Source organism: Pseudomonas sp. GL_139_B (genome assembly GCF_057834475.1).
This window is the reverse complement of the sequence record NZ_CM174403.1, coordinates 871,221-889,908: the sequence shown is the minus strand read 5'-3', so window position 1 is coordinate 889,908 and position 18,688 is coordinate 871,221. Positions and strand designations below refer to the sequence as shown.

Genomic DNA, 18,688 nt, shown 5'->3' with positions numbered 1-18,688 from the left:
TTTTATTTTGTGGGTCAGTTACGACTGGCTGTCGCCTTCATCGTCGTCGGTGTCCGGCTCATCAGTGGTCGAATCGTCATCGCCCTTGCTACCACCCTGATCCTGGTCGTCAGGCTCTGAATCGGACTTGGCGATCATCAGGCCCGTGTGCGTCACCTGCCCGCTCGATGCTTGTTCACCATGGTTCGGGCACTCTGCCCATGCCGCCGACATACCCACGCACAACATCACTAAAACCTTAAGCAACAGCACAATGCGTTGAAAAATGCTCATAGCCGAATCCTTCCTTTTGGGGGTGACGCTTGGGCGCCTGACTAGCGCTGAGTGAAATCTAGTTCCGATCAGCGTGGTTCTCCAGATAGGACGCTAACGATGCAGCAGAAATGCCTGTGATCGGCAGATTGGTTTTGAATAACCGCTATCTCGAATCGTTATTGCCATCTGTAGGAGTGCCTGCTCGCGATAGCGGTCATCTATTCAACACTGCAGGCGACAGACCGGACGCCATCGCGAGCAAGCTCGCTTCCACAAGGGATTTGCGTCAGGCGAAAAAAAACCCCGCAGCTTTCGCAACGGGGCTTTCGGTGTTTCGACTCAGCGCTTAGTGATGCTCACGCGTCGCGCGGAATTTCACATCCGGCCAGCGCTCTTCCATCAACGCCAGGTTAACCCGGGTCGGGGCCAGGTAGGTCAGGTGACCACCGCCGTCGACTGCAAGGTTTTCCACGGCCTTGACCCGGAATTCCTCAAGCTTCTTCTTATCGTCGCAATCGATCCAGCGTGCGGAATAAACGGTGATCGGCTCGTAGGAGCACTCAACCTTGTATTCCTCTTTCAAGCGGCTGGCGACCACATCGAACTGCAGCACACCGACGGCGCCGAGGATGATGTCGTTGCTGCGCTCGGGGAAGAACACTTGGGTCGCGCCCTCTTCCGCCAACTGCTGCAAGCCTTGACGCAGTTGCTTGGATTTCAGCGGATCACGCAGGCGTACGCGACGGAACAGTTCCGGGGCGAAGTGCGGGATACCGGTGAAGCCCAGGACTTCGCCTTCGGTGAAGGTGTCGCCGATCTGGATGGTGCCATGGTTGTGCAAACCGATGATGTCGCCGGCAAACGCTTCTTCCAGTTGCTCACGCTCGGAGGAGAAGAAGGTCAGCGCGTCGCCGATCCGCACGTCTTTGCCGGTGCGCACGTGGCGCATCTTCATGCCTTTTTCGTACTTGCCGGAGCAGATACGCATGAAGGCGATGCGGTCGCGGTGTTTCGGGTCCATGTTCGCCTGGATTTTGAACACGAAACCAGCGAATTTCTCTTCAACCGGTTCCACGGTGCGCTCGTTGGCGACACGGGCCAGCGGTTTCGGCGCCCAGTTGACCACGGCGTCGAGCACGTGATCGACACCGAAGTTGCCCAATGCTGTACCGAAGAACACCGGGGTCAGTTGACCGTCGAGGAATTCCTGCTGGTTGAATTCATGGCAAGCGCCCTGTACCAGTTCCAGCTGATCGACGAAGCGATCGTACTCATCGCCCAAGTGTGCGCGGGCTTCATCGGAGTCGAGTTTCTCGATGATTTTTACATCGGTACGCTCGTGGCCGTGACCGGCGGTGTACACGATGATGTAGTCGTCGGCGAGGTGATACACGCCTTTGAAGTCGCGGTAGCAACCGATCGGCCAGGTGATCGGCGCGGCCTTGATCTTCAGGACGGCTTCGATCTCGTCGAGCAGTTCAATCGGGTCGCGGATGTCACGGTCGAGTTTGTTGATGAAGCTGACAATCGGCGTGTCACGCAGACGGCACACGTCCATCAGCGCGATGGTCCGTGGCTCTACACCCTTACCGCCATCGAGAACCATCAAGGCCGAGTCCACCGCAGTCAGGGTGCGGTAGGTGTCTTCGGAAAAGTCTTCGTGGCCCGGGGTGTCGAGCAGGTTGATCATGTGATCGCGATAGGGGAACTGCATGACCGACGTGGTAATCGAGATACCACGCTGCTTTTCCATTTCCATCCAGTCGGAGGTGGCATGGCGGTCGGACTTGCGAGACTTCACCGTGCCCGCAATCGCAATCGCCTTGCCCATCAGCAAGAGCTTCTCGGTAATGGTGGTTTTACCGGCATCGGGGTGGGAAATAATGGCGAAAGTGCGGCGTTTCGCGACTTCGGCGGCCTGTTTGGTCATGGGAAATCGCCTGGCAGGTGATTCAAAAAAGGGCGGCGAGTATAGCGCAAACCGACTGTCACGGACCACCGCTCGTAGGCCCACCGAACACCGCATCACTCTGTAGGAGCCAGCTTGGTGGCGAAAGCATCACCCCGGTGTATCGGACAGACCGAGGCGATGCCATCGACAGCAAGCCGGCTCCTACAGGTACGTGGTTGGGCATCAAGGGTGGCTATCTGCTGTTGAATATGGAACCTTTTAAAAGGTGCAGACGTCCACTCCCCTGTTACGGCACTCGTACCAGGGGCTGAAAAATCAGCAAGTTGGCCTGACGAGGCTGCGCTTATGGCTCGATCTCATGCGGTTTTACCGGCATGAAGAGCTGCTTCTCGCGAACGTTGATTTCCCGGCAGCCAGGAATGGCATTGCCACTCGGGACTGCGTTTGCCGACAAAAGAAAAAAGGAGTCCGCCTGTGGCTATTCGCTATGGCAAAGGGCTGACAGGAGGTGCGGTTGTCGTCGCCCTTCTGGCCCTGCTGGTCCACTGGATTGGCATCAAAACGATCGAACTTTACCGCGACGATTTGTTGTTTTACCTGCAAGCTCATCTGATTCTCGTCCTCGCTTCCATGCTGGCTGCCCTTGTTGTGGGCATCCCCGCCGGCATCTTCCTCAGCCGTCCGACTATGGTGGGACGCGCTGAACGCTTCATACAGCTCTTCAACATCGGCAACACCGTGCCGCCGCTCGCCGTACTGGCCATCGCCCTGGGTATCCTCGGCATCGGCAGCGGCCCCGCGATCTTCGCCCTGTTCCTCGCCTCGCTGTTGCCGATTGTGCGCAACACCTATGAAGGCCTTAAAAACGTTCAGGGTTCGCTGAAAGAGGCGGCCGTCGGCATCGGCATGACCCCGATTCAAGTGCTGTGGCGGGTCGAATTGCCGAACGCGGTGCCGATCATCATCGGGGGCGTGCGCGTGGCCGTGGCGATCAACGTCGGGACGGCACCGCTGGCGTTCCTGATCGGCGCCAACAGCCTGGGCAGCCTGATTTTCCCCGGCATCGCCCTGAACAATCAGCCGCAATTGCTGCTCGGCGCGGCCTGCACCGCCCTGCTGGCCTTGCTGCTCGACGGCCTGGTGACAGTCGCCAGCCGCCTCTGGCTCGAACGCGGCTTGCGCCCGTCTTAAGCCTCGGCAAAGGAATCAACATGAAAACCTCAAGCTTTTTACTAGGCTGCATCCTGCTGTTCGCAGGATTTGCCCAAGCCGCTGAAAAACCGCTGATCCGCATCGGCGCCCGGGTGTTCACTGAACAAACCCTACTGGCAGAAATCACCTCCCAATACCTGCGCACCAAGGGTTACGACACCCAGGTGACCGGCGGTCTGGGCAGCAACCTGGCTCGCGGTGCCCACGAAAGTGGCCAGCTGGATTTGATGTGGGAGTACACCGGCGTGTCGCTGGTTGCGTACAACCATGTCACCGACAAACTCGACAGCACTCAGTCCTACGCCAAGGTGAAAGAACTCGACGCGAAAAAAGGCCTGATTTGGCTGACCCCGTCGAAGTTCAGCAACACCTACGCCCTGGCCCTGCCGGAAACCACCGCACAGGCTTACCCGCAGATCAACACCATCAGCGAGCTGAACACGGTGTTGCAGGCTGAGCAAAAGGACAATCATCTGGTGGCGCTCGACACTGAGTTCGCCAATCGCTCCGACGGGCTGGATGGCATGGTGGACCTGTACGGCATGAACCTGACCCGCAACAACATCCGACAGATGGACGCCGGGCTGGTCTACACCGCCCTGCGCAACGGCCAGGTGTTTGCCGGTCTGGTCTACACCACCGATGGTCGCTTGAACGCCTTCAAGCTGAAACTGCTGGAAGACGACAAGCACTACTTCCCGGACTACACCGCCGCGCCGGTGGTGCGTCAGGTCTACCTTGATGCCCACCCGACACTCGCCGAAGAACTCAAGCCGTTGGCCGAGCTGTTCGATGACGAAACCATGCGCCAGCTCAATGCACGGGTCGATGTCGATCACGAAAGCCCGTCATCCGTTGCCGCCGATTTCCTGCGTCAGCACCCCCTCAAATAAGGAGGAAAAGCCATGGAATTTCTGAACGCCTTTTCCCATCTCGACTGGTCGCTGGTGCTGCACCTGACGTGGCAGCACATCACCTTGGTCGGCATTGCCGTGACCCTGGCGATTCTGGTTGGCGTGCCGCTGGGCATTCTGATGACGCGTTTCCCGACGCTCGCCGGCCCGTTGCAGGCCTCCGCCACGGTGCTGCTGACCGTGCCGTCGATTGCCCTGTTTGGCCTGCTGCTGCCGTTCTACTCCAAGTTCGGCCAGGGCTTGGGGCCGATGCCAGCGATCACGGCCGTATTTCTGTACTCGCTGCTGCCGATCATGCGTAACACCTACCTCGCCCTCACCGGCGTGGAACCAGGTATTCGCGAAGCTGCGCGCGGCATCGGCATGACCTTCGGCCAGCGCCTGCGCATGGTTGAACTGCCGATCGCCGTGCCAGTGATCCTCGCCGGCGTGCGCACCGCCGTGGTCATGAACATCGGTGTGATGACCATCGCCGCCACCATCGGCGCCGGTGGCCTCGGTGTTCTCATTCTCGCTTCCATCAGCCGCAGCGACATGTCGATGCTGATTGTCGGCGCCGTGCTGGTCAGCTTGCTGGCCATCTTCGCCGACCTGCTTCTGCAATGGCTGCAACGTTCGCTGACTCCAAAAGGACTGCTCAAATGATCGAACTTCAAAACCTCAGCAAGACCTTCCAAAGCAACGGTAAAGATGTGAAAGCCGTGGACTCGGTAAGCCTGACCGTCAATGAAGGCGAAATCTGTGTGTTCCTCGGGCCATCGGGCTGCGGCAAAAGCACCACGTTGAAGATGATCAACCGACTGATCAAACCGACTTCGGGCAAGATCCTGATCAACGGCGAAGACACCACCGACCTCGACGAAGTGACCTTGCGTCGCAATATCGGCTACGTGATCCAGCAGATCGGCCTGTTCCCGAACATGACTATCGAGGAAAACATCACCATCGTTCCGCGCCTGCTCGGCTGGGACAAACACAAATGCCACGACCGCGCCCGCGAGTTGATGAGCATGATCAAGCTCGAACCCAAGCAGTACCTCAATCGCTACCCGCGTGAGTTGTCGGGCGGTCAGCAGCAACGCATCGGCGTGATTCGTGCGCTGGCGGCGGATGCGCCGCTGTTGCTGATGGACGAACCATTCGGCGCAGTCGACCCGATCAACCGCGAGATGATTCAGAACGAGTTCTTCGAGATGCAGCGGGCACTGAACAAGACCGTGATCATGGTCAGCCACGACATCGACGAAGCGATCAAGCTGGGCGACAAAATTGCGATCTTCCGCGCCGGCAAGCTGTTGCAGATCGATCACCCGGACACGCTGCTGGCGCATCCGGCGAATGATTTCGTCAGCAACTTCGTCGGCCAGGACAGCACCCTTAAGCGTCTGTTGCTGGTCAAAGCCGAGGACGCGGCGGACAACGCGCCGTCGGTGAGCCCGCAAACGCCGGTAGCAGAGGCGCTGGAGTTGATGGACGAACTGGACCGCCGATACGTCGTGGTCACCTGTGCTGACAACAAGGCACTGGGCTATGTACGACGCCGCGATTTGCACCGTCAGGCCGGGACTTGCGCGCAGTACCTGCGTGAGTTCAACGCCACGGCGGCGTACGACGAGCATTTGCGCATCCTGCTGTCGCGCATGTATGAGTTCAATCGCTCGTGGTTGCCGGTGATGGATGCCGAGCGGGTGTTCCTGGGTGAAGTGACGCAGGAATCGATTGCCGAGTATTTGAGCTCCGGCAAGTCCCGTGGCGGCAAGACCAGCATAGTTTCGCCAGCCGAGACTGCGTTGGCCTGACGGGCGCCATCGCGAGCAGGCTCGCTCCCACATTGGATCTGTGGTGTGCATGCAATTTGTACATCAACAAAAAGCCCCTGTGGGAGCGAGCTTGCTCGCGATTGGGGGCACCACAAATTCCGCCTGAAACACCTCAAACGTCCTTCCAACGGGAACATCACACTGTCATACAGGTCGGTTACATCAGTAACTATCAGGGACCGCACGACGGAACCGTGTAAAAACGCGACATTTTTTGTTGATCTCAAGCCCCTCACGCCCTAAAGTTCGCGCCGAACGTCCATGCTGGAAACGATCCATCCGGCTCAAGTACTGACGACGAGACAGCAAGGCCAAGGGAAAGCACCGCTTCCCATGGCCTTTTTGCTTTCGGCGACATGCCTTGGGAAGTAGGCGAACCAAAGTGGGGATACGGAGGACGTTCATTTGCACCCATTGATTAATCTAGTTTGCCAGTAGGAGTTCCCAGCATGTCGATCAACGTCGAAGACTATTTCGCGCGCGATACCTTCAACAAAATGAAGGCCTTCGCCGACAAACAAGAAACCCCGTTCGTGGTGATCGACACCGCGATGATCAGCCAGGCCTATGACGACCTGCGCGCCGGTTTCGAATTCGCCAAGGTCTACTACGCGGTCAAGGCCAACCCAGCCGTCGAAATCATCGACCTGCTCAAAGAGAAAGGCTCGAACTTCGACATCGCGTCGATCTACGAGCTCGACAAAGTGATGAACCAGGGCGTTGGTCCGGATCGCATCAGCTACGGCAACACCATCAAGAAATCCAAGGACATTCGCTACTTCTACGAGAAGGGCGTGCGTCTGTATGCCACCGACTCCGAAGCCGACCTGCGCAACATCGCCAAAGCTGCACCGGGTTCGAAAGTCTACGTGCGCATCCTCACCGAAGGCTCGACCACGGCTGACTGGCCTTTGTCGCGCAAATTCGGCTGCCAGACCGACATGGCCATGGACCTGCTGATCCTCGCCCGTGACCTGGGCCTGGTGCCGTACGGCATCTCGTTCCACGTCGGCTCGCAACAGCGCGACATCAGCGTCTGGGACGCCGCGATCGCCAAGGTCAAAGTGATCTTCGAACGCCTGAAGGAAGAAGACGGTATTCACCTCAAGCTGATCAACATGGGCGGCGGCTTCCCGGCCAACTACATCACCCGCACCAACAGCCTGGAAACTTACGCTGAAGAAATCATCCGCTTCCTCAAGGAAGACTTCGGTGACGACTTGCCGGAAATCATCCTGGAGCCGGGCCGTTCGCTGATCGCCAACGCCGGTATTCTGGTCAGCGAAGTGGTGCTGGTTGCGCGTAAATCCCGTACCGCAGTAGAGCGTTGGGTGTACACGGATGTGGGCAAGTTCTCCGGCCTGATCGAAACCATGGACGAAGCCATCAAGTTCCCGATCTGGACCGAGAAGAAAGGTGAGATGGAAGAAGTGGTCATCGCCGGCCCGACCTGCGACAGCGCTGACATCATGTACGAAAACTACAAGTACGGCCTGCCGCTGAACCTGGCGATCGGTGATCGTTTGTACTGGTTGTCGACCGGTGCGTACACCACCAGCTACAGCGCCGTTGAGTTCAATGGCTTCCCGCCGTTGAAGTCGTTTTACGTGTAAGCGCTACGCGCAGTAATGAAAAAGCCCATGACGTGTCATGGGCTTTTTTGCGTCTGACTTTCCAGGCTGTCGAGGTAGTTGCTATCGGTCTTCCCGCACATGCCACAGACGAAGAATGTAGAGCGTGGAGCCTTGAATCTCGTACCGCATTTCATAATGCCCCACCAAAAGTCGTCGCACATCTCGCGGCGCAAACTCGTCGACTCGCTCTCCGATTCGCGGATTGCTGAGCAAGGCCATGGGGGCCTGAGTGAGAGATTGCACAGTACGCGCTGCCGCAGGACGATTGACCACCGCAAGAAACTCAAAAAGTCGTGCGAGATCCGATAACGCTTTACTCGTCCACTTCAACTCCATCAGTAAGGTACCGGCAACGGCTTATCGGTGCTCAAGCTGTCTGCCCAAGCCTGAACCGACTGATGATCGATCACCCGACCAGCATCAACATCAGCCATTGCCTCGAGGGTAAGTCGGCTTCGTTCTTCTTCCAGATCTACCCAGTCGGCAAGTGCCTGTTTCACGATCCAGCCCCGTGAACGCTCCATCCTCGCAGCCATCTGGTCGACTTTATCGGCAAGCTCCATGGGAACGTGTGCCGTCAGTACTTTGGTCGCAGCCATGATTCGTCTCCATGAAGCAAAGTGATGAGATGTGATTAGTTTTCAATCATAGTGATTTAAACTCACTCAACAACCCCTCGTGCAATCCGTTCATCGTTCAGCTGATTAACGCGTTGTTGATAAAGCGCTGCCAATTCACGAATGCGTGGATTCTCTGCATTCAGAAGTGTCTGACTTGCCACTCGCAGGAAATTCAGATTTCCACCGGCCAATGCCTTATGCAACCAGGCCAGCGCCTCTTCGGCATTCCCTTCCTCGGCCAGCACAGCGGCATAACTGAATTGCCCACGAAAATCCCCGCCGACCGCCGAACGTCGATACCAGTCGCGAGCCGCTGACGGAGCTGCGGGACACACCCGCCCTTCTTCCAGATAGCGCCCCAACAGGTTCATTGATTTCGCGTGACCCAATTCAGCCGCGTGGCGATAGAGATTAAACGCTTGTGCCTGGTCTTCGACCACTCCTCGCCCGGTGGCCAGCAGGTTGGCGTAGTTGTACATCGCCCAATCGAGCCCCCTCTGCGCTGCGACCCGATAATGCCGTGCGGCAATCGAAGCATCAGCCGCGCACCCCCACCCATGCTCATGACAACGCCCGAGCATGTTGCGCGCCATCAGGTGCCCGCCATGCGCGGCGATCACGAACCAGCGCAACGCCAACGTCTGATCCTTTGCGATGCCGTTCCCATCCAGCAGAATCTGCCCCAGCAAGGCCTGAGCATCGAGTACGCCTTCGCGAGCAGCCATCAAAATAGCCTGGGCTGCGCGCGCCGGGCTTTCCTCCAGCATGGTCTTGAGCGAATCACCGTCGAGGACTTCCTCGCGGCGCAGTTGATAACTCATACCTGGACCCAGCGGCGAAGCAAGTTGTGATAGGTGCCGGTGAGGCGAATCAACGAAGGATGATCCGGCATGTCCTGCGTCAATTGCTGGATCGCCCCATCCATCTCGAACAGCAGCGCGCGCTGACTGTCTTCGCGCACCAGACTTTGCGTCCAGAAGAATGAGGCATAACGCGTGCCGCGTGTGACGGCGTTGACCTTGTGCAGGCTGGTGCCGGGATACAAAACCATGTCGCCGGCCGGCAGCTTCACGCGTTGCGTGCCGAAGGTGTCCTGGATTTCCAGCTCTCCACCGTCGTAGTCCGCAGGCTCGCTGAAGAACAGCGTCGCCGAAAGATCGGTGCGCACCCGCTCGATACTGCCCTTCGGCTGGCGTACGGCATTATCGATATGAAAATCGAAACTGCCGCCGGCGGTATAGCAGTTCAGCAATGGAGGAAAAACCTTGTGCGGCAACGCGGCAGACATGAACAGCGGATTTTTCCACAGCCGATCGAGCATCGCTGCTCCCACTTCCTTGGCCAGTGGATGACCTTCAGGCAGCTGTAGATTGTGCTTGGCCTTGGCCGACTGATAGCCGGCGGTGATCTTGCCGTCCGCCCAATCGGCCTGTTCCAGAGCCTCCCGAATGCGCTGCACTTCTTCTTTCGCGAACAAGCCGGGAATGTGCAACAGCATGGTAAAGACACCTGAAATCAAGGGGTGCCAATGGTATTGATTCTTATTGCTTCTGTAAAACCCTCACGACGAACGAAACACCAAAAACCGTAAGGTTAAATTGTAAAGAATGTAAGTTCTGTGCGAATAATAACGTTTCGCAATTGATACAAATACGCGTCTACCCTATATTCCGCGGCCTCAAATCCTTGGGGAGGGGAATTCAAAATGTCGCGTCAACAACCACACGTACCGGTCAGTTCACCACGTTTGCTCGCATCAGCCATTGGCATGGCAATTACCGCCGGCTCTGCAGGCCACATGGTTTTCGCGGCGGAAAAAGCCGACGAAAAAGCACCGAGTAATGTGATTTCGCTGGGCGCTACCGCCATCACTGGCGAAGCTCAGGACGAGACTTCCTACAACGTCCAAAAAGCCTCCTCGTCCAAGTACACCGCGCCGCTGGTGGACACGCCGCGCTCGATTACCGTCATCCCGCAACAAGTCCTGAAGGACACCGGCGCGATGAACATGCAAGACGCACTGCGCACCGTTCCAGGCATCACCTTCGGCGCTGGTGAAGGTGGCAACCCACAGGGGGACCGTCCTTTCATTCGCGGCTTCGACGCGCAGGGTGACACTTACCTGGACGGCGTGCGCGACACCGGTTCGCAGAGCCGCGAGATCTTCGCCGTCGAATCGATTGAAGTCAGCAAAGGCCCGAACTCGGCCATGGGTGGCCGTGGCGCTGCTGGCGGCACCATCAACCTGGTGAGCAAAAAGGCGCACTTGGGCGACTCGTTTGATGGTGGTTTTACCTGGGGCTCGGACCAGACCCAGCGTTACACCGTGGACGGCAACTATCAGTTCAACGACACCGCCGCTGGCCGTCTGAACCTGTTGAGCCACGAAAGCAACGTCGCCGGCCGTGACAGCGTCGACTACGACCGCTGGGGCGTCGCGCCATCGCTGGCGTTCGGCCTGGGCACCGACACCCGCGTCAACCTCGATTACTACCATCTGGAAAATAACGACACGCCGGATTCGGGCATTCCTTACTCCATTCCGGCTGCAGGTTCGGCTGCCCGGACCAAATCCAATCCGGACAAACCGGACGACGGCGGCGACAGCACAAACTTCTACGGCCTCAATGACCGTGACTTCCGCAAGGGCCGCACCGACACCGCGACCTTCGCCATCGAGCACGATCTGAATGACGCGATGACCGTCAAGAACACCTTGCGTCACGGTTCCAGCATGCAGGATTACATCCTGACCCAGCCGGACGACAGCAAGGGCAACGTCAACAATGGCACCGTCTGGCGTCGGGCCAACACCCGGGTCAGCAACACCGAGACCACGACTAACCAGACCGATCTGTTTGGTGACATCTACATCGCCGGGTTCAAGAACAGCTACTCCACCGGTATCGAGTACACCCACGAGGAGAGCCAGAAATCCTCGTACAACGTCAACACCGACACCACCCCGAGAACGCCGGCAGTGACCACCAACTGCTCCCCGGCATTGATCGGCGCACCAAGCGGTTACAACTGCACCTCGCTGTCCAACCCGAACCCGAACGATCCATGGAACGGTGCGATCTCGCGTAACTATGCCGGCACCGACACCGAGGCTGACACGTACGCGCTGTATGTGTTCGACACTCTGGAATTGTCCCAGCAGTGGTTGTTGAACATGGGGCTGCGTTACGACCATTTCGACACCAACTACAAAACCTTCAACGGTTCCAGCGTGACCACGTCCAAGGGCGATGACACCAGCGAATTCGTCACCGGTCAGTTCGGCGTGGTTTACAAACCGGCCGAAAACGGCAGCATCTATGCGTCCTACGCGACGTCTGCCACGCCACCGGGCAACACCCTGGGTGAAGGTTCGGAAGGCAACCCGCTGGGTGGCACGCCGGATCGCAATGGCAACCTGCTGAAAAGCGACATGGAACCAGAAACCACCAAGAACTACGAAATCGGTACCAAGTGGGACCTGATGAATGATCAGCTGTCGCTGACCGCCGATATCTTCCGCACCGAAAAAGATAACGCTCGTGTGCAAACCAATACCACGACGTACGAAAACGTTGGCAAAACCCGCGTTCAAGGTATCGAGTTGTCGGCCACCGGCAGGATCACCGACAAATGGCAAGTGTTCGCCGGTTACGCCTACATGGACAGCGAGCAAATCGACGGCGGCCCGCTGGGTGCAGTCAACGATGGCAACGAACTGCCTAACACGCCGAAAAACAGCGCCAGCGTATGGACGACCTATCAGGTCTTGCCGAAGCTGACGGTCGGTGGCGGTGCGTTCTACGTCGATGATGTATTCGGCAACGTGGCCAACACCACCATGGTTGATTCCTACGTTCGTTACGACGCGATGGCGGCCTACAAGCTGAGCAAAAACGTCGACCTGCAACTGAACGTGCAGAACCTGACCAACGAAACGTTTTACGACAAAGCCTTCTCGACCCACTTCGCCAACCAGGCGCCGGGCCGTACGGCATTGCTGAGCACCAACTTCCACTTCTGATTGCAGTCACACCGCAACCCCTGTGGGAGCGGGCCTGCTCACTCCTACAAGGAGGGTGGATTAAGGCTGAATCAGGGACAGGCCCCGTTCATCCCAATGAACGGGGCTTTTTGTGCGTAAAAAAGAATGTTTCTCGACAACCCACGGCATAATGCGCGCCGTGATGACAATTTTTTGAACGAACAAGGCGAGCGATGTGTTGAAGAAAACCCTGTTCCAGTTGCACTGGTTTTTCGGCATCAGCGCCGGACTGGTCCTGGCCCTGATGGGCATCACCGGAGCAACAGTATCGTTTCAGGATGAAATCCTGAGTGTGCTGAACCCTTCCGTGTTGCAGGTCGAGAAGCAGGTTGCCGGTGTCCTGCCGCCCGCAGAACTGGTTGAGCACATCGAAGCCGCGTCCGGCAAAAAAGTCTCGATGCTCTCCGTGGAGACCGACAGCGGTAATGCGGCCAAGGTGTTTTTCACGCCGCCACCGGGCCAACGCCGTGGCGAGATGCGCTACTTCGATCCGTACACCGCCGAGTTCGTAGGCGACGCCACCGGCCAGGACTTCTTCGGCTTTGCGCTGCAACTGCACCGTTTCCTCGCCATGGGTGACACCGGCCGCAACATTACCGGCGCCTGCACGCTGATCCTGGTGTTCTTCTGCCTGTCCGGTTTGTACCTGCGCTGGCCTCGCCAGTGGAAAAGCTGGCGTGCCTGGCTGACCCTGGACTGGAAAAAAAAGGGTCGTAGCTTCAACTGGGATTTGCACTCGGTGGCAGGCACCTGGTGCCTGGTGTTTTACCTCTTTTCGGCGCTGACCGGGTTGTCCTGGTCCTATGAGTGGTACAACAAAGGCCTGACCCGTTTGCTGTCCGATGCACCACAAAACGAGCGCGTGCGCGGTGGTCGCGGTCCTGCGCCAAGCGGTCCGGCACCCACCGCCGACTACGCGGCCATCTGGAGCAGCGTCTACAGCGCCGCGGGCCCGGCACTCAGCGCTTACAACATCCGTATGCCGCCAGCGGCCGGCCAGCCGGCGACCGTGTTCTACCTGCTGAAAACCTCCCCCCACGACCGCGCCGTAAACCAGATCACCCTCGATCCGGCGACCGGCATCGTCAAGCAGCATGATCGCTATAGCGACAAGAGTTTGAAGGCGCAATTACTGACCAGCATTTATGCGCTTCACGTCGGTAGCTACTTCGGCATTGTCGGGCGGATCATCCTGACGATTACCGCGCTGACCATGCCGTTGTTTTTCGTCACTGGCTGGTTGCTGTACCTGGATCGTCGGCGCAAGAAAAAGCAGATCAAGGACGCACGCAAAGGTCTAGAACAACCGGGCAGCGATGCACCGGCATGGCTGATCGGCTTCGCCAGCCAAAGCGGTTTCGCCGAGCAATTGGCATGGCAGACAGCGGGACAATTGCAGGCCGCCGGACTGCCGGTGAACGTTCAGCCGCTGGCGAGTGTCAGCGAACAGGATTTGCTGGATTCCAGTAATGCGCTATTCGTGGTCAGCACCTTCGGTGATGGCGAACCGCCGGACAGTGCCCGCGGGTTCGAACGCAAGGTGCTGGGTCGGGCGTCGAGCCTGCAAAGCCTGAACTATGCGGTACTGGGTCTCGGTGATCGCCAGTATCAACACTTCTGCGGCTTCGCCCGACGCTTGCACGCCTGGTTGGGTGAGCATGGCGGCAAGACTTTGTTCGCGCCGGTGGAAGTCGACAGCGGCGACCCGTACGCCTTGCGTCACTGGCAGCAACAACTGGGCCTGTTGACCGGGCAAACACCGGTCGACACCTGGCAAGCATCGAGTTACGACAACTGGACACTGATCCGCCGCGACTTGATGAACCCGGACAGCAGCGGTTCGCCCGTGTACTTGCTGGGGCTCACCGCCCCGTCCTCCAGCAGTTGGCTGGCCGGTGATCTGGTGGAAGTGTTGCCGCGTAATTGCCCGTGGGCCATCGAGCACTTCCTCGATGGTTTGGGTATCGACGGTCGTGCTTCGGTGGCGTTCGATGGCTTGTCACAACCTCTGGAGCAAGCGCTCGCCACGCGCCAGCTACCGGAAAACAGAGCTCACCTGGTCGGCCTGCATGCTCAGGCATTGCTCAATGCATTGGTGCCATTGGCCATGCGCGAATACTCCATCGCCTCGATTGCGGCTGACGGTATTCTGGAACTGATCGTGCGTCAGGAAATGCACGCCGACGGCAGCCTGGGCATCGGCTCCGGCTGGCTGACCGAACACGCCCCCCTGGGCGACACCATCAACCTGCGAGTGCGGCGCAACAGTGGGTTCCATCTACCGGCCGAGCCGGTGCCCATGATCCTGCTGGGCAACGGCACCGGCCTGGCCGGGCTGCGCAGTTTGCTCAAGGCGCGGATTGCCAATGGGCAGCAAAGGCATTGGCTGTTGTTTGGCGAACGTAACCGGGAACACGATTACCTGTGCCGCGATGAGCTGGAGGAGTGGTTGATTTCGGGCGATCTGGAGCGACTCGACCTGGCGTTCTCACGGGATCAGGCCGAGAAGATTTATGTGCAGGATCGACTGCGTGAGTCAGCGGATAAGCTGAAGAAATGGCTGGCTGATGGCGCCGTCATCTACATCTGCGGCAGCTTGGAAGGCATGGCATCGGGCGTCGATCACGTGCTTAACGAGGTGCTAGGGATTGCCGAGGTAGATCGGCTGATCGAACAAGGCCGCTACCGCCGCGACGTCTACTGACACCCTGCACTCCCTGTAGAAGTGAGCCTGCACGCGATTGCGATTTAACATTCAACACATCTGTTGGCTGTTGTACCGCCATCGCGAGCAGGCTCGCTCCCACAGGGGGCGGTGTACAACCATTAGACCGGCTGCAATTTTTGCTCAAACACTGACACCCCATCCAGATCCCGCAACACCACCCTCATCTCCCCCGTCTGCCCGTCGATATTCACTTCGCCAAAAAACTGAAACCCGGCAAACGGCGAGGCGTTCTGCGTAGGCGGCGCCTTCTCGAATACCGCCTCCGGCCCGAACGTCATATCCAGCGAATCCGGCCCAAAACTCCCGGCGTTCAAGGGCCCTGCGACAAACTCCCAAAACGGCTCAAAGTCCTGGAACGCGGCACGATCCGGGTGGTAGTGATGCGCTGCGCAGTAATGCACATCCGCCGTCAAAAATACGAAATTTCGCACTTGCTGCGCCCGCAAGAATCCCAACAGTTCAGCGATTTCCAGTTCACGTCCCTGGGCCGGTCCCGGGTCACCATTGGCCACCGCTTCCCACCGCGTCACGCCGGGGCTGACCTCACCGTCGGGCGCGCCAAGGCCAATCGACATGTCGGCGGCGATGACTTTCCATTGAGCTTGCGAGCCCTTCAATGCCTGCTTGAGCCAGTCCAGTTGCTCACGCCCGAGAAAGGGTTTGGCGGCGCCGAGGTTGTCATCGTTGGCGCCGCGATAACTGCGCATGTCCAGCACGAACACATCGAGCAGCGGCCCATAGCCGAGCTTGCGATAAATCCGCCCGCCGTTGTCGGCACTCTGCAAGCGCATCGGTGCGTATTCGAGCCAGGCCTGACGCCCGCGGCCGACCAGGTTGTGGATATCTTTCTCCTGATAGCGCGCATCGAGTTGCTTGCCCGGCGACCAGTTGTTCACCACTTCATGGTCGTCCCATTGCCAGATTTGCGGGATCTCGGCATTGAAGCGACGGATATTTTCATCCATCAGGTTGTAGCGGTAGTTACCGCGAAAATCATCCAGGGTTTGCGCGACTTTGCTCTTGGCTTCGCTGGTGATGTTGCGCCACACCCGGCCACTTTCGGTGGTCAGTTGCGCGGGTATCGGGCCGTCGGCGTAGATGGTGTCGCCGCTGTGGATAAAAAAGTCCGGCAGGCGCAACCGCATGGCTTCGTAGATGCGCATGCCGCCGATGTCTGGATTGATGCCGAAGCCTTGGCCGGCAGTGTCACCGCTCCAGACAAAACGAATGTCACGGCGGGTTTGCGGCACACTGCGCAAATGGCCGAACCAGGGCTCACTGGCGACACCGCTTTGGGCGTCCTCGAAGGACACGCGATAGAAAATCGCCTGATCGGCGGGCAGCCCGGTGAGCTCCACGCGCGCGGTGAAATCGGTGCGGGCATCGGCCAGTGGCGAGACCAATCGGCGCGGGTTGCTGAACAGGCTGCGGGTGTCCCATTCCACGACCATCCGCGCCGGGCGGTCGCTGCGGCTCCAGACCATCGCCCGGTCGCCCAGCACGTCGCCGGACTGCACACCGTCGGTAAGTTGCGGACGATCCTTGATCGAGGCGATCACGGCCGGCGCCAGCCCCGGCAACAGCAGCCCGGCGCCTAGCACTTGGATGACACGACGGCGACCGAGGTCGAATTCGCTCATGGTGTTCTCCCTGAAAAGGGAAACTAAAGCACATGCCCATGAAACCGGTGTGACACAGCCCCCTGTAGGAGCGGGCTTGCCCGCGAATGCTGCCTGACAGGCGACACATATGTTGAATGTCAGTCCGTCTTCGCGAGCAAGCTCGGCTCCTACAGAGGTGAGTGTCAGGCGTTGGCGGGCTCTAGCGCCAGTTCGACCGCCTCCGGCCGTTTGAGCAACGCATACGCCACCGCCGTCAGCAGGCTCCCGGCGACAATCGCCAGCAAATAAAGCAGCGCATGATTGATCGCATTCGGGATCGCCAGCACAAACAAACCACCGTGCGGCGCCATCAGTTTGCAGCCGAAATACATCGACAACGCCCCGGTCAGTGCGCCACCGGCAATGCTCGCCGGGATCACCCGCAACGGGTCTTTCGCAGCAAACGGAATCGCCCCTTCAGAGATGAAGCACAACCCCAGCACCAGCGCCGCCTTACCGGCTTCACGTTCAGTTTGGGCAAACTTGCGCCGTGCAATGAACGTGGCGATGCCCAGGCCAATCGGCGGCACCATGCCGGCAGCCATGGTCGCGGCCATGGGGGCATAACTTTGCGACGCCAGCAGCCCCACCGAGAACGCGTAAGCCGCCTTGTTGATCGGCCCGCCAAGGTCCACGCACATCATGCCGCCCAGCAGCACACCGAGAAGAATCGCGTTGGTGGTGCCCATGCTGTCGAGGAAGTGCGTCAGCCCTTCGAGCATCCCGGCCACCGGTTTACCAACCACGTAAATCATGACCAGACCGGTGAACAGACTCGCCAGCAACGGGATGATCAAGATTGGCTTCAGCGCCTCAAGACTCTGCGGTAAACGCGCGTAGCGGTTGATCGCCTGAGCGGCATAACCGGCGATGAAACCGGCAATGATCCCGCCGATAAATCCGGCCCCCAGGGTGCTTGCCAACATACCGCCGATCATCCCGGGCGCCAGGCCCGGCCGGTCGGCAATCGAATAGGCGATGTAGCCAGCCAGCAGCGGCACCATCAACTTGAACGCAGTGTCACCACCAATCTGCATCAGCGCTGCCGCCAACGTGCCGGGCTCCTTGAACGCGGTGATGCCGAACACAAAGGACAAGGCAATCATCAACCCGCCTGCCACCACCATCGGCAGCATGAACGACACGCCGGTGAGCAGGTGTTTGTAAACTCCGGTCTTCTCTTGTTTAGCCGGACTTTGGGAGCCGGTGGCGGCGGTTTCCTGCCGACCTTCGGCCAGCGCTTTGTTCAGCGTCGCTTCGGCCTGTTTCAGCGCAATGCCGGTGCTGCAACGATAAATCTTCTTGCCGGCAAAACGCTCGGTGGCGACTTCGATATCACAGGCCAACAGCACCACATCGGCATCGGCAATCGCCGCCGCGCTCAACGGATTGCGCGCACCGACTGAGCCCTGGGTTTCCACTTGCAGGTCATAGCCCAGACGCTTGGCCGCTTGTTGCAAGGCTTCAGCGGCCATGAACGTGTGTGCGACGCCGGTCGGGCATGCGGTGATCGCGACCAGTCGTGGCGCATTTTTCGCTAGGGCGGCGGGCTCGGCGATAACAACTTCGGGGGCGACGTGTAACTGAGCCTCTTGCGCGCCACGCCGCAGCACCGCGTCAACATCTTGCAGGGCTTGCGCCGGGGTGCTCTGGTAAACGCGCTTGCCGACAAATCGAGTCATGTCCACCGGCGCGCTGGTGACCAGCAACACCCACTCGGCGCCCTCGATTGTGGCTATCGACAGTTGCCGCTCCGGATGCGCCGCATCCACCACTTCGACGCAGGTCATCCAGCCCTGACGCTGAGCCGCCGCATCGAGCAAGCGTGCGCACAGCACACTGGTGACCATGCCGTTCGGGCAGGCCGTAACAATGGCTAACTTCATC

15 protein-coding genes are annotated in these 18,688 nt (G+C 58.9%); 7 read left to right on the top strand and 8 right to left on the bottom strand.

All coding sequences use genetic code 11. The features are described 5' to 3' along the window. Positions 1–18: 18 nt before the first annotated feature. Positions 19–273, bottom strand: a complete 255-nt coding sequence (locus AC3ISI_RS03885) for a hypothetical protein (RefSeq protein ID WP_489335550.1) — start codon at positions 271–273, stop codon at positions 19–21. A gap of 328 nt (positions 274–601) precedes the next feature. Then, positions 602–2,185 (bottom strand): peptide chain release factor 3, encoded by a 1,584-nt coding sequence (locus AC3ISI_RS03880; RefSeq protein ID WP_007942808.1) that lies wholly within the window; start codon positions 2,183–2,185, stop codon positions 602–604. Between the two features lie 456 nt (positions 2,186–2,641). On the opposite strand from AC3ISI_RS03880, the gene AC3ISI_RS03875 reads away from it, so the two are divergent. From AC3ISI_RS03875 to AC3ISI_RS03855, 5 genes are all read left to right on the top strand, one after another. Further along, on the top strand, positions 2,642–3,358 hold the full coding sequence (locus AC3ISI_RS03875; RefSeq protein WP_489335549.1) for an ABC transporter permease: 717 nt from the start codon (positions 2,642–2,644) through the stop codon (positions 3,356–3,358). A 20-nt stretch (positions 3,359–3,378) separates the two neighbouring features. Next, positions 3,379–4,272, top strand: coding sequence for a glycine betaine ABC transporter substrate-binding protein (locus AC3ISI_RS03870; RefSeq protein WP_489335548.1), 894 nt, complete (start codon positions 3,379–3,381; stop codon positions 4,270–4,272). A 12-nt stretch (positions 4,273–4,284) separates the two neighbouring features. After that, a complete protein-coding gene (locus tag AC3ISI_RS03865) occupies positions 4,285–4,938 on the top strand; it encodes an ABC transporter permease (protein WP_489335547.1) in 654 nt (217 codons plus the stop codon). Continuing rightward, the gene (locus AC3ISI_RS03860) at positions 4,935–6,092 is read left to right on the top strand and encodes an osmoprotectant ABC transporter ATP-binding protein OsmV (protein ID WP_489335546.1); all 1,158 of its coding nucleotides are present in this window, start codon (positions 4,935–4,937) and stop codon (positions 6,090–6,092) included. Before AC3ISI_RS03865 ends, AC3ISI_RS03860 begins: the two co-directional genes overlap by 4 nt. Before the next feature lie 470 nt (positions 6,093–6,562). After that, the gene (locus AC3ISI_RS03855; RefSeq protein WP_027924486.1) at positions 6,563–7,726 is read left to right on the top strand and encodes a type III PLP-dependent enzyme; all 1,164 of its coding nucleotides are present in this window, start codon (positions 6,563–6,565) and stop codon (positions 7,724–7,726) included. An 81-nt stretch (positions 7,727–7,807) separates the two neighbouring features. Here the strand turns inward: AC3ISI_RS03855 and AC3ISI_RS03850 are convergent, their stop codons facing one another. From AC3ISI_RS03850 to AC3ISI_RS03835, 4 genes are all read right to left on the bottom strand, one after another. Next, complete coding sequence (locus tag AC3ISI_RS03850; protein ID WP_489335545.1) at positions 7,808–8,083, bottom strand: type II toxin-antitoxin system RelE/ParE family toxin; 276 nt, start codon at positions 8,081–8,083, stop codon at positions 7,808–7,810. Further along, positions 8,083–8,346 carry a CopG family ribbon-helix-helix protein gene (locus AC3ISI_RS03845; protein WP_489335544.1) on the bottom strand — a complete coding sequence of 88 codons (264 nt, stop codon included), beginning with the start codon at positions 8,344–8,346 and terminating at the stop codon, positions 8,083–8,085. Before AC3ISI_RS03845 ends, AC3ISI_RS03850 begins: the two co-directional genes overlap by 1 nt. A gap of 62 nt (positions 8,347–8,408) precedes the next feature. Continuing rightward, positions 8,409–9,188 (bottom strand): tetratricopeptide repeat protein, encoded by a 780-nt coding sequence (locus tag AC3ISI_RS03840; RefSeq protein ID WP_489335543.1) that lies wholly within the window; start codon positions 9,186–9,188, stop codon positions 8,409–8,411. Then, positions 9,185–9,865 carry a Fe2+-dependent dioxygenase gene (locus AC3ISI_RS03835; protein ID WP_489335542.1) on the bottom strand — a complete coding sequence of 227 codons (681 nt, stop codon included), beginning with the start codon at positions 9,863–9,865 and terminating at the stop codon, positions 9,185–9,187. The genes AC3ISI_RS03840 and AC3ISI_RS03835 overlap by 4 nt, the downstream gene beginning before the upstream one ends. A gap of 207 nt (positions 9,866–10,072) precedes the next feature. Here AC3ISI_RS03835 and AC3ISI_RS03830 point away from each other — a divergent pair, with 207 nt between their 5' ends. Together AC3ISI_RS03830 and AC3ISI_RS03825 are read left to right on the top strand one after the other, a co-directional pair. Next, positions 10,073–12,391, top strand: a complete 2,319-nt coding sequence (locus AC3ISI_RS03830) for a TonB-dependent receptor (RefSeq protein WP_489335541.1) — start codon at positions 10,073–10,075, stop codon at positions 12,389–12,391. A 196-nt stretch (positions 12,392–12,587) separates the two neighbouring features. Beyond that, positions 12,588–15,116: a PepSY domain-containing protein gene (locus tag AC3ISI_RS03825; RefSeq protein ID WP_489335540.1), complete on the top strand. Its 2,529-nt coding sequence runs from the start codon at positions 12,588–12,590 to the stop codon at positions 15,114–15,116. A 122-nt stretch (positions 15,117–15,238) separates the two neighbouring features. Here AC3ISI_RS03825 and AC3ISI_RS03820 read toward each other — a convergent pair whose 3' ends face one another. Both AC3ISI_RS03820 and AC3ISI_RS03815 read right to left on the bottom strand, forming a co-directional pair. Beyond that, positions 15,239–16,780 (bottom strand): alkaline phosphatase D family protein, encoded by a 1,542-nt coding sequence (locus AC3ISI_RS03820; RefSeq protein ID WP_489335539.1) that lies wholly within the window; start codon positions 16,778–16,780, stop codon positions 15,239–15,241. A 164-nt stretch (positions 16,781–16,944) separates the two neighbouring features. After that, positions 16,945–18,687, bottom strand: coding sequence for a PTS fructose-like transporter subunit IIB (locus AC3ISI_RS03815; protein WP_489335538.1), 1,743 nt, complete (start codon positions 18,685–18,687; stop codon positions 16,945–16,947). Between the last annotated feature and the right edge of the window lies 1 nt (position 18,688).